This window comes from Spongorhabdus nitratireducens (assembly GCA_947387575.1).
In the GTDB taxonomy this organism is placed as follows: Bacteria; Pseudomonadota; Gammaproteobacteria; order Pseudomonadales; family Endozoicomonadaceae; genus CANDOC01.
In genome coordinates this window covers 31,872-43,829 of sequence record CANDOC010000011.1, presented here as the reverse complement: position 1 = coordinate 43,829, position 11,958 = coordinate 31,872, and the positions used below count along the sequence as shown (strand labels likewise).

Below are 11,958 nucleotides of genomic sequence, written 5' to 3'. Positions count from 1 at the left end.
CGAGCATAGACCATATTGGCTCAGTGGAGTTCCTGCAGGTGCTGAGCAAGAACGAGAAGGAAGCGGGTGAACTGTCTGCACAGCCCATATTATAATCGCCCAATTCAACCTGAAGTGGGTCATCGCATGCTGCGACTACGAAACAAACGTATTCTGCTGGGGATTACTGGTGGTATTGCCGCGTACAAGAGTGCCGAGCTGACCAGAGAACTGCGTCGCCAGGGTGCTGAAGTGCACGTGGTGATGACCCGTGCCGGGCAGGAATTTATCACGCCACTGACTTTGCAGGCATTGTCAGGTAATCCGGTTCATACCGATCTTCTCGATCCTGAAGCTGAAGCCGGGATGGGTCATATTGAACTGGCGCGCTGGGCTGATCTGGTGTTGGTAGCGCCTGCAACTGCAGACTTTATGTCCCGGATGGCGGCAGGGCTGGGTAATGATCTGCTGACTACCCTTTGCCTTGCTACTCACTCTCCAATTGCACTGGCACCGGCCATGAACCAGGGCATGTGGCAGGATCCGGCAACCCAAAAAAGTATCGAAACCCTTAAAAGCCGGGGTGTCACCCTGTTTGGACCGGCTGAAGGCAGCCAGGCTTGTGGTGAAGTCGGTCCGGGTCGAATGCTTGAACCGGTAGAGCTGGTTGAGCACTGTGCCGGGATGTTTCAGTTTGAGTGCCTGACTGGCAAGCGGGTGATGATTACTGCCGGTCCGACCCGTGAAGCGATTGATCCGGTGCGCTACATCACCAACCACAGCTCGGGAAAAATGGGTTTTGCGCTGGCCGAAGCTGCGGCTGAAGCAGGTGCTGAAGTACTGCTGGTGGCTGGCCCGGTTAATCTGGAAACGCCGGAGCGGGTAAAAAGGGTGAATATTGTCAGTGCAGAGGATCTGTACAAAGCGGTGCATGACAATATGGATGATCAGGATATCTTTATTGGTACCGCCGCTGTTGCGGATTATCGTCCAGCTCAGTGTGCTCCGGGCAAACTCAAGAAAGACCCGAACAGTGATGCCGGTCTGACCATCGAAATGGTGCGTAACCCGGACATTATCGCTTCAGTTGCCAAACTGCCTGAAGGAAAACGTCCGTTTACAGTTGGCTTTGCCGCAGAAACCTCGGATGTCGTCGGCTATGCCAAAGGCAAGCTGCAGCGCAAGTCACTGAATATGATTATTGCCAATGATGTATCCGACAGCTCTATCGGTTTTAACAGTGATAATAATGCCGTCACTGTTATTGCTCCTGACTATGAAGAAGCGATTCCGACCGGATCCAAACGTACATTGGCGCGTCAATTGGTTAAAATGATTAGCCAGCAATTTGAACAGACCCGAAAGCAATAACAATAATAAAGCGGTATCAACAAGTAATCATGACCTGAAATGCCGCTCGTCCTGTGGGATATGAGCGGCATTTTCAGGTAGAAAGGAGCACACATGAGAAAGCTGCAAACCCGGATTCTTGATCCTCGCATTGGTAAAGAGTTTCCCCTGCCTGAGTATGCGACTTCCGGTTCTGCCGGTATGGACTTGAGAGCCTGCCTTGATGAGTCTTTGGTGTTGCAGCCGGGAGAAACCCAGTTGATTTCAACCGGGCTATCAATTTACATCGAAGACCCGGGTTTGGCGGCCATGTTACTGCCGCGTTCCGGACTGGGGCACAAGCACGGCATTGTGCTGGGTAACCTGGTCGGCTTGATTGACTCTGACTATCAGGGGCCTTTGATGGTGTCTTGCTGGAACCGTGGTTCCGAGCCTTTTACGATCGAGCCGGGTGAGCGTATGGCGCAAATGGTTCTGGTGCCAGTGGTACAGGCTGAAATGGAAATTGTGGAAGAGTTTGACACCAGTCATCGCGGTGAGGGCGGTTTTGGCCATTCAGGCCGCCACTAACCCAGGGTGCGAATAGCCAGATTCATTTAGCGTTTGGTTTAAGTGAATGTTGCCACCGGTCGAATCTTCAACTGGTGGTGTAGGCCTGGTAAAGAATAATAAAAAACTCCTCAAATTCAGGCAGTTATGCCGTGCAGGACTGCGGCTGAGAGCTGTCTTTATTGGGCATCGGACTTTGCACTGATATTGCTCAGTGCCGGCAACGGAAGTGTCTGATTGAATAGAACTGCCTGATTTGAGCTAAAGGAGCCGGTGAAGCACCTGCTCCGGGAACACAGCACTAGAACAAGGTTTACAAATGCAGGACAAGAAGTTGCGGGCGATCGAGACTGCCGGAGTACTGACAGAGGCTCTACCCTGGCTGCAGGCTTACAGAGGGAAAACCATTGTCGTTAAGTACGGCGGCAATGCGATGGAGTCCGAAGAACTTAAAAATGGCTTCGCCCGCGATATTGTTCTGTTGAAAGCTGTAGGTATCAACCCGGTAGTAGTCCATGGTGGTGGTCCCCAGATTGGCAGTTTGCTGCAACGGCTCAATATTAAAAGTGAGTTTATCGGTGGCATGCGGGTCACCGACAGTGAAACCATGGATGTGGTCCAGATGGTGTTGGGCGGCCTGGTTAACAAGGATATTGTCTCCCTGATTAACGGCCATGGTGGTCGGGCTGTTGGACTCACAGGCAAGGATGGTGATTTGATTCGGGCCAAAAAACTGCGGGTAAAACACCAGACAGAAGAAATGACTGCGCCGGAGATTATTGATATCGGCCATGTGGGAGAGGTGACTCATATCGAGCAGGGGTTACTCTCGACACTGGTTGAATCTGATTACATCCCGGTGATTGCACCGATTGGTGTCGGTGATGACGGTGCTTCCTACAATATCAATGCAGACTTGGTTGCAGGCAAACTGGCCGAGGTGCTGCAGGCCGAAAAACTGTTACTTTTGACGAACACTTCGGGTGTTATGGACCAGGAGGGGAGCCTGCTGACAGGGTTGCAAACCGAACAGGTTGATGCCCTGATTGAAGATGGAACGATATATGGCGGCATGCTGCCAAAAATACGCTGCGCCCTGAGCGCAGTCGAGCAAGGTGTGACCAGCGCCCATATCATTGATGGCCGGGTGGCTCATGCTGTACTGCTCGAGATACTGACCGATGCGGGTGTCGGCACATTGATTACCAATACCCCGATGAACGATGCCCCGATAAATCATGCGGGCCTGGACTGAGCCCATGCAAGAAGCTGTTGACCTCCAGATGGACAAACCGATCAAGATTTCACGCAAAGAGCAAATTCTGCAGACTCTGGCTCATATGCTGGAAACTGCACCGAAGGAACGAATTACCACTGCCCGGCTGGCAAAGGAAGTGGGTGTTTCGGAGGCAGCACTCTATCGTCACTTCCCCAGCAAGGCCAAGATGTTTGAAGGCCTGATCGAGTTTATTGAAAACTCGGTTTTTACCACCATTACCCGGATCTTGTCAGAGGAAGAAGATGGTGTTCGCCGGCTTGAGCAGGTGCTGCGACTGCTGCTTGGCTTCTGTGAGCATAATCCTGGTCTGGCCCGGATTCTTGGTGGTGATGCGCTGGCAGGAGAGACCGATCGCCTGAGAGGGCGCGTAGTGCAGTTCTTTGAGCGTCTGGAAACTCAACTGCGACAGATTCTTAAAGAAGCCGAGCTGTCACAAAAACTGCGTACCCGCATGCCACAGGGAATGACAGCGAATTTGCTGCTGGCTGCAGCAGAAGGCCGTATTGCCCAGTTTGTCCGGAGTGAGTTCAAGCGTAAGCCTACCGAAAATTGGCAGGATCAGTGGGATTGCCTGTCTAATGTCGTATTTTACTGAGGCTGCTGTCGAATAAGGTAGTTTCGGTCAGGATTATTGCCGGCTGTGCTCTGTAGTCGGCTTTAATCAGTTGTTGGCGTGTGGAAAATTCAGGGGACGAGTCGGGGTCGTTATTGTTATCATTCGCGATATCCTTCAAACAGATTGATGCGAGCTAATGAGTCGGCCAGCAAAAGTTGTTATTGACCTGGATGCCCTGAGATTTAATTATCGTTATGCCAAGCAAGTGACCGGCAGAAAGATTGCTGCGGCGGTGAAAGCCAATGCTTATGGTCACGGCATTGTACATGTGGCCCAGGCGCTGGCAGCAGAAGCCGATGCGTTCGCGGTAGCCTGTATTGAAGAAGCTGTGGAGCTTCGTGCGGCCGGTATTAAGACACCAATTCTTTTGCTCGAAGGCTTTTTTGAAGCCTCGGAAATCCCCCTGATTGATGAGCTGCAGCTGGACACCGTTGTTCAGCACCCCTTCCAGATAGAGGCATTGCAGCAAGCCTCGGTTTCCCGCCCGATAAGGGTTTGGTTAAAAATGGATTCAGGCATGCACCGGGTTGGCTTCCTGCCGGATCAGTACCGGGCGGCCTGGCACCAGTTGAATGATACGGCTGCGGTGCGGGAAATCATTCTGATGACCCATTTTGCCCGGGCAGATGAACCGGAGCATGGGTACACTCGCTCTCAAGTCGAAACATTCAATGAATCTATTTTGGGTTTAAGCGGATCACGCAGTCTGTGCAATTCGGCGGGCCTTCTGGCCTGGTCTGAAGCTCATGGAGACTGGGGGCGTCCAGGGCTGATGTTGTATGGCGTTTCACCCTTTGTTGGACATCATCCTGCCGCTGATCCACTGCGTCCGGTAATGAAGCTGACTTCGGGACTGATTGCTGTCAGAGATATTCCTCAAGGTGTACCGGTAGGTTATGGCGGAAGCTGGGTGGCGCCGCGTCAAACTCGTGCCGGTGTTGTCGCTATGGGTTATGGGGATGGCTATCCTCGCCATGCGCCATCAGGAACCCCTGTTCTTATCAATGGACATCGAGCGCCGGTTATCGGTCGTATTTCAATGGATATGATGACCGTCGATCTGACCGATGTACCGGATGTAGCGATTGGCGATGAAGTCACATTGTGGGGCGACCCGCTGTTATCCGCGACAGAAGTGGCCGATATGGCAGCTACAATCCCCTATGAACTGTTTTGCTCCGTGAAGCGGGTTCCGTTTTCATATGAAAGCAAAGCGGTTTCTGTATCAGAAACTGACTTGCAGGATACGGCTGTTTAAGCAATTCAGATCTGTATCACACATGGCTATCTTTATGGAGGTGACGCCTCATGAGAAAGTGGCAGTGTATTGTTTGCGGATTTATCTATGATGAGGCATCAGGCTGGCCTGAGGATGGTATCGAGCCGGGTACTGCCTGGGAGGATGTTCCTGCCGATTGGCTCTGCCCGGATTGCGGTGTGGGTAAAGATGACTTTGAAATGATTGAAATCGGCTGAATTCCGCTACCACCGGTGTGAAAAGGCTTGCCCTGAAGAAGTTGTCTGATTTATGGTGTTAGCACTGGGGTTCAAATTAGGTGTGGCAGACCGGTCAGAAGCACCGGTGCCTGCAGCTCAGGGGATGCTGTTTGGTATCCAATATCAATATTTCCTGTCTTTATCGGATCACTGCCTGCAGTGAGTCTGTTGCTGTACTGTCTGGCTGGTTGCAGCCGGTTTGATCCAGATAACCAAAAGCGAAATTCGCCGTTTATGCTGAAGTTCTGATTCGGTGATTTATTCGCGTAGAAACAATCATGAATGAAGAAGTTGCGTTTTAATTTATTAAAGCGCCATGCTCATGGTTAACACAGCTAATAATAAAAAAGGGATAGACGACGCATGCGTAAACCGGAACTCGTCGACGCCATTGCCGACCAGGCTGATATCAGCAAGGAAAAAGCTGCCAAAGCCCTGAATGCCTTTATTGAACAGGTCACTCAGGCACTAAGCCAGCAAGAAAGTGTCAACCTCATCGGGTTCGGGACTTTCAATCCCCGCTCACGGAGTGCCCGTACCGGGAAAAACCCGCAAACGGGTGAGACCATCGAAATTAAAGCCAGCAACACTGTGGGCTTCAAGCCCGGCAAAGCTCTGAAAGAAGCTGTTAATTAATCCTGTTGCCACCGGGCTGGCTTTATTTCCGAAATAAATGCATCAGCCCGGTGGCCGACTGGCCTTCATCTGCCTTGTCTTGCTTTTGATTTGTTCTACCTGAAAACCCATCCCAAACCATGAATTACACGATTTCAGCTTGTGGCTGGGAGTGATCATGGTTTCTTTTACTTTTGCATTGACGCAAAAATCATACTGCTTTTATTGTACTTTTAGCTGTTATACCGGTGACACTGAAATCATAGAATAGCCCCATCTTTAATAATTATATTTGGGTGTCTTGCTGTGCTACGTCGTATTGCTTTTGGTCTGTTGCTGGCTGCTTCTATTCCTGCTCAGGCAGAACTGACTTGTAATGAATTGGTTACCGCTGCAGATCTGGCGGACTTTTATGCTGATGATGTCTTTTTTGCCAACAGGGTGCGTGAGGGCTCCCGCTATGATGAAGAGCTGAGTGATCTGGTTGATGTGCTGGGACATATTGCGGATGTCGAAGATGACCGTCATCTTTTCCGTCAGGTGGACAGGCTTGAAGACAGCTGGGTCGATCAGAAGTGGAATACTTTTGATATTACACTGCAGAACATCACTGATCGTCTGGATGATCTGTACGACAGAGACTGCTAAAAACAGTGAAAGCAGGGAAGTACTTGTTGATACTTCCCTGCTTTACACTTATTGGGCCAGCAGTTCGTAACCGGCCTGCCTGAAGGATGCCTGTTCTTGCTGCAAGCTGGTGGCTGTCAAAGGGTGTTGCTCCAGCCATTTTTCAGGAAAACAGACTTTCAGCGTGTCTTCTCCAGCTTCAATCGAGTAGTCAGGCACCTTGTCGCTGATACGAATTTGATTCAGCAGGATAGCCACCCGAAGCAGCAAAATCAGGCGCAGCAGTGAACGTGATTCTGTCTGTGGCCAGTCTGCAAGTGCAGTAAAAGGCAGACCACGGCGATGCCCCCGTACCAGTAGAGCCAGCTGCTTCCGCTCCTGACAGGTAAAGCCAAGTAAGTCTGAATTCCGAATCAGATAGGCACCATGTTTATGAAACTGGGTATGGGAAATTGTCAGACCAATTTCATGCAGTTGTGCCGCATGGCCAAGTAACTGGCGGTGCTCAGGTGTCAAAGCCCAGCTATCCGCTACCAGATCAAAGCAGTTCCAGGCATGTTTTTTCACTCGATCGGATTGACGTCGATCGACGTGGTAGCGGGTCATCAAACCGTCCAGTGTCCGGTTCCGTACATCTTCATGATAGTTACGACCGACCATGTCATAGAGCACGCCCTCGCGCAGTGCACCGTCAGAGAAGCGCATGGACTTGATATTCAGGGCATCAAATACTGCCGTTAAAATGGCAAGTCCGGCAGGGAAAATGCTTTGTCTTTCCCATTTCAGTCCCGGGAAGTTGAGGTTCCGGGTATGCTGCAGGCTGATGCATTCACGCTTGAGTTGCTCAAGCGTCTGGCGGGTGATTTTATCGCCCTGCTGCAGATGGCTTTGAATAATTTGTTGAACCGATTTTATCGATCCGGATGAACCGATAGCATCGACCCAGCCAGCGTCACTGTAGGCCTGTTCGATATTCATCAGCTCAAGGCGAGCCGCGTAGTAAGCCTTGTTAAAGGCGTCATGGGTGATGGTGCCATCAGGAAAATAACGGCAGCTCCAGGATACGCAGCCCATGTGCAGGCTTTCCAGCAGGCGGGGTTCGAACCGTTCACCGATAATAAACTCGGTACTGCCGCCGCCAATATCCACAACCAGCCGTCGTTCCTGATCATCGGACTGGGTATGGGATACACCAAGGTAAATCAGCCGGGCCTCTTCCCGTCCGGGAATAACATCAATGGGATGCCCGAGAATAGCTTCGGCAGGCTGGATAAAGGCTTCCTTGTTGCGGGCTTGACGCAGGGTGTTGGTACCTACGATTTTGACCCGCTCCCCCGGCATTTCGTTGATGTACTGGGCAAATTTTTTCAGACAGTTAAGGCCCCGGTCAATGGCTTCCTGTGACAGGTTGCCATCCTGATCCAGCCCTGCTGCCAGCTGAATCTTCTCACCAAAACGCTCCACCGGGCGTACTTCATGCTCTTCCGGCCGGGCAATGATCATATGAAAACTGTTGGAGCCCAGGTCAATGGCTGCGACCAGCTCCGGATTCATATCAGCGTCATTTTTAACGGGTATAACTTTTTTAGAATCAGGCACCGCTTGAACTCAGCTTTTGGTACAACTATAAAAACAGGATATCAGAGTACAGGGTATCGCAAGAGCGGGCTTTGATGAATATTTCCCTGTATGTTGCGGAAACTTCGTAGCTGTTTGGTCAGCTGCGAAGCAGGTGGTATCATCGGAAAATTCAAGATCCAAATAAAGCTAGCTAGGAGGCCGTATCCATGGCTGAGATGGACAATACAGGTGGAATCGTAAATATCACCGACGCCAGTTTCGCGGACGATGTACTGAATGCAGAAGGCCCTGTTCTGGTTGATTACTGGGCTGAGTGGTGTGGACCCTGCAAAATGATCGCGCCGGTACTGGAAGAAGTTGCCCGTGAATATGAAGGCAAGCTGAAGATCTGCAAGCTCAACATCGACGAAAACGAACAGACTGCGCCCAAGTACAATGTACGTGGTATCCCGACCCTGATGCTGTTCAAGAACGGCAATGTGGAAGCGACCAAGGTTGGCGCACTGTCCAAGTCCCAGCTGACTGCATTCCTCGACAGCAACCTGTAATTTCTGCTGTTACCTTCCCGTTTTCCTCACAGCTTTTCTTGCGTCGGGGAAGACGGGAACTTACTGAAAATCACCGGGTCGATTATCGTATCCGGGTCAGTGTTTCAGGTAAAAACAGCTACATCACCCTGTTGGCAATACCTGAAAAACTTGATTATTTTATGAGTCAGGAAGTAGACTCTCACTGTAAGGCCATGCTAGATTGATTCCTGTACCGGAATCTCACCGCTGTCCCTGCAGCAAAAAGCCCATATAAAGCATGAACATCCAAAGGAAAGCTTGGTAAAGTCTTGGTAAAGCCATTTGGTCTCGCCAATGAGCTTGTCAAAGCTGAACCGAACGGGCTGAAGACGCTGTCCTTAAAGGACTGAATTAAGCTGGAATAAACTGGCTCAGTGCCTGAATAAGAACATAAATTCTTCCTGCAAGTATGACAGCTGATACCCTTTCACCGTCATTCGTATGATTTCACTATGCATCTTACCGAGCTGAAGAAAAAGTCTGTTCCAGAGCTTCTGGACATTGCCAACGAGATGGGGCTGGAAAACCTGGCTCGTTCACGCAAGCAGGATGTGATCTTTTCCATTCTCAAGCGCCATGCCCGTAGTGGAGAAGACATCTATGGCGACGGTGTGCTGGAAATTCTGCAGGACGGGTTTGGCTTCCTGCGTTCTGCCGACAGTTCCTACCTGGCTGGACCGGACGATATTTATGTTTCTCCGAGCCAGATTCGACGTTTCAATCTGCGAACCGGTGATTCTATTTCCGGCAAGATTCGTCCGCCGAAAGAAGGCGAACGTTATTTTGCCCTGCTGAAAGTAAACCAGATCAACTTCGACCAGCCTGAAAACGCCCGCAATAAAATTCTCTTTGAAAACCTGACGCCTCTGTTCCCACAGCAACGTCTCACCATGGAAATCGGTAACGGTTCCACTGAAGACCTGACTGGCCGGATCATTGACCTGTCTGCACCGATTGGCAAGGGTCAGCGTGGTTTGCTGGTATCTCCGCCGAAGGCGGGTAAAACCCTGATGCTGCAGAATGTTGCGGCCAATATCGCCCGTAACAACCCTGAATGTCATCTGATCGTTCTGCTGATTGACGAACGCCCGGAAGAAGTAACCGAAATGGCGCGTTCTGTTAAAGGCGAAGTGGTTGCATCTACCTTTGATGAACCGCCATCCCGTCACGTTCAGGTTGCGGAAATGGTGCTGGAAAAAGCCAAGCGCCTGGTTGAACACAAGAAAGACGTTGTTGTATTGCTGGACTCCATTACCCGTCTGGCCCGTGCCTACAACACTGTTATTCCTTCCTCCGGTAAGGTACTGACCGGTGGTGTGGATGCTCATGCTCTGGAACGCCCGAAGCGTTTCTTTGGTGCGGCACGTAACATCGAGGAAGGTGGCAGTCTGACTATTATTGCGACTGCACTGGTTGATACCGGCTCCAAGATGGACGAGGTTATCTTTGAGGAATTCAAGGGTACCGGTAACATGGAAGTCCACCTGGACCGCCGTATCGCTGAAAAGCGTGTGTTCCCGGCTATCAGCATCAACAAATCCGGTACTCGTCGTGAAGATCTGCTGACAACCGATGAAGAGCTGCAGCGGATGTGGATTCTGCGCAAGATCCTGCACCCGATGGATGAAATTGCAGCAATGGAATTCCTGCTGGATCGCATGAAGCACACCAAGACCAACGTTGAATTCTTCCAGTCCATGAAGCGGAAGTAATTACTGCCAACGTTGCTTTGTCTTCAGAGTCTCTGGCCGGGTCGTTAATGACCCGGCGTCCTCTCTCTCCAATAATAATTTCCTCTTCAGCAGTTCATGAAATACAAAGATCTCCGCGACTTTATCAAGCAACTGGAAAAGCAGGGGGAGCTCAAGCGTATTTCCGCTGAAATTGACCCCCGTCTCGAAATGACTGAAATCAGTGACCGTACCTTAAGAAAGGAAGGCCCGGCGCTGCTGTTCGAAAACCCCAAAGGCTTTGATATGCCGGTGCTGACCAACCTGTTTGGTACACCGAAGCGTGTGGCTATGGGTATGGGGCAGGATGATGTCAGTGCGTTACGGGATGTGGGCAAACTGTTGGCTTACCTGAAGGAGCCGGATCCTCCCAAGGGTTTCCGTGACGCGTTGCAGAAGCTGCCTGTATTCCGTCAGGTTATGAACATGGGACCAAAGGTAGTCAAATCAGCACCCTGTCAGGATATTGTGCTGAAAGGGGATGAGGTCGATTTAACCAGAATACCGATTCAGACCTGCTGGCCCGGTGATGCGGCACCGCTGGTAACCTGGCCGCTGGTAATAACCAAAGGACCGCGTAAAGAGCGGCAGAACCTGGGTATTTATCGCCAGCAGTTACTGGGGCCGAACAAGCTTATCATGCGCTGGCTTTCTCATCGGGGTGGTGCGCTTGATCTGAGAGACTGGCAACAGCAACATCCGGGCGAACCTTTTCCGGTATCTGTTGCTTTAGGGGCTGATCCTGCAACTATCCTGGGAGCTGTAACTCCAGTACCCGACTCTTTATCAGAATATGCATTTGCCGGTTTGTTGCGTGGTTCCAAAACCGAGCTGGTGAAGTGTGTCACCAATGATCTGCAGGTGCCTGCCAGTGCCGAGATTGTGCTGGAAGGGCATATCATGCCGGGTGAAATGGCGGATGAAGGGCCTTATGGTGATCACACGGGTTATTACAATGAAGTAGAAAGTTTCCCGGTCTTTACGGTTGATTGTATTACTCATCGCAAGGATCCGATCTATCACAGTACCTATACCGGACGTCCGCCGGATGAGCCGGCAGTGTTGGGTGTGGCTCTCAATGAAGTGTTTGTTCCGATTCTGCAGAAGCAGTTTCCAGAGATTGTGGACTTCTATCTGCCGCCGGAAGGCTGTTCTTATCGCCTTGCAGTGGTGACGATTCGCAAGGAGTATCCGGGCCATGCCAAGCGGGTCATGCTGGGTGTCTGGTCGTTCCTGCGCCAGTTTATGTATACCAAGTTTGTCATTGTCTGCGACGATGACGTCAATGCCCGGGACTGGAAGGATGTGATCTGGGCGATGACCACCCGAATGGACCCTCAGCGGGATACCGTTTTTGTAGATAATACCCCCATAGACTATCTGGATTTCGCTTCTCCTGTTGCAGGCCTGGGCTCCAAAGCCGGCTTTGATGCGACTAACAAATGGCCGGGAGAAACAACCCGGGAGTGGGGCCAGGCTATTACCATGTCTGATGAAGTGAAACAGCGGGTAGACGATCTATGGGATGAGCTGGGCATCTTTTGATATCTTTCGGCAGCTATCGAC

At 51.0% G+C, this 11,958-nt stretch carries 12 protein-coding genes; 11 read left to right on the top strand and 1 reads right to left on the bottom strand.

The window, feature by feature from the left end; all coding sequences use genetic code 11:
* Positions 1 to 126: 126 nt before the first annotated feature.
* The 8 genes from coaBC (at position 127) to ACYZZ0_RS18540 (ending at position 6,533) form a co-directional block, all read left to right on the top strand.
* Positions 127 to 1,350, top strand: a complete 1,224-nt coding sequence (gene coaBC / locus ACYZZ0_RS18575; protein WP_461538154.1) for a bifunctional phosphopantothenoylcysteine decarboxylase/phosphopantothenate--cysteine ligase CoaBC — start codon at positions 127 to 129, stop codon at positions 1,348 to 1,350.
* Between the two features lie 93 nt (positions 1,351 to 1,443).
* The gene (gene dut / locus ACYZZ0_RS18570) at positions 1,444 to 1,899 is read left to right on the top strand and encodes a dUTP diphosphatase (protein ID WP_461538153.1); all 456 of its coding nucleotides are present in this window, start codon (positions 1,444 to 1,446) and stop codon (positions 1,897 to 1,899) included.
* Between the two features lie 298 nt (positions 1,900 to 2,197).
* The gene (gene argB / locus ACYZZ0_RS18565; RefSeq protein WP_461538152.1) at positions 2,198 to 3,133 is read left to right on the top strand and encodes an acetylglutamate kinase; all 936 of its coding nucleotides are present in this window, start codon (positions 2,198 to 2,200) and stop codon (positions 3,131 to 3,133) included.
* A gap of 28 nt (positions 3,134 to 3,161) precedes the next feature.
* Positions 3,162 to 3,752: a nucleoid occlusion factor SlmA gene (gene slmA, locus ACYZZ0_RS18560; protein WP_461538317.1), complete on the top strand. Its 591-nt coding sequence runs from the start codon at positions 3,162 to 3,164 to the stop codon at positions 3,750 to 3,752.
* Positions 3,753 to 3,909: 157 nt separating this feature from the next.
* Positions 3,910 to 5,031, top strand: coding sequence for an alanine racemase (gene alr / locus ACYZZ0_RS18555; protein ID WP_461538151.1), 1,122 nt, complete (start codon positions 3,910 to 3,912; stop codon positions 5,029 to 5,031).
* A 50-nt stretch (positions 5,032 to 5,081) separates the two neighbouring features.
* On the top strand, positions 5,082 to 5,249 hold the full coding sequence (locus ACYZZ0_RS18550; protein WP_461538150.1) for a rubredoxin: 168 nt from the start codon (positions 5,082 to 5,084) through the stop codon (positions 5,247 to 5,249).
* Between the two features lie 384 nt (positions 5,250 to 5,633).
* Entirely contained in the window at positions 5,634 to 5,906 is a 273-nt protein-coding gene (locus ACYZZ0_RS18545) for an HU family DNA-binding protein (RefSeq protein ID WP_461538149.1), read from the top strand.
* A gap of 285 nt (positions 5,907 to 6,191) precedes the next feature.
* Positions 6,192 to 6,533: a hypothetical protein gene (locus tag ACYZZ0_RS18540; RefSeq protein ID WP_461538148.1), complete on the top strand. Its 342-nt coding sequence runs from the start codon at positions 6,192 to 6,194 to the stop codon at positions 6,531 to 6,533.
* A gap of 48 nt (positions 6,534 to 6,581) precedes the next feature.
* On the opposite strand, the gene ppx is transcribed toward ACYZZ0_RS18540, so the two are convergent.
* Positions 6,582 to 8,111, bottom strand: a complete 1,530-nt coding sequence (ppx, locus tag ACYZZ0_RS18535; protein ID WP_461538147.1) for an exopolyphosphatase — start codon at positions 8,109 to 8,111, stop codon at positions 6,582 to 6,584.
* 188 nt (positions 8,112 to 8,299) lie between these two features.
* Between ppx and trxA the strand changes: the two genes are divergently transcribed.
* From trxA to ubiD, 3 genes are all read left to right on the top strand, one after another.
* Positions 8,300 to 8,641 carry a thioredoxin TrxA gene (gene trxA, locus ACYZZ0_RS18530; protein WP_461538146.1) on the top strand — a complete coding sequence of 114 codons (342 nt, stop codon included), beginning with the start codon at positions 8,300 to 8,302 and terminating at the stop codon, positions 8,639 to 8,641.
* Between the two features lie 473 nt (positions 8,642 to 9,114).
* Positions 9,115 to 10,374, top strand: a complete 1,260-nt coding sequence (gene rho, locus ACYZZ0_RS18525; protein ID WP_461538145.1) for a transcription termination factor Rho — start codon at positions 9,115 to 9,117, stop codon at positions 10,372 to 10,374.
* Positions 10,375 to 10,470: 96 nt separating this feature from the next.
* Positions 10,471 to 11,937 (top strand): 4-hydroxy-3-polyprenylbenzoate decarboxylase, encoded by a 1,467-nt coding sequence (ubiD, locus tag ACYZZ0_RS18520; protein WP_461538144.1) that lies wholly within the window; start codon positions 10,471 to 10,473, stop codon positions 11,935 to 11,937.
* Positions 11,938 to 11,958 lie beyond the last annotated feature (21 nt).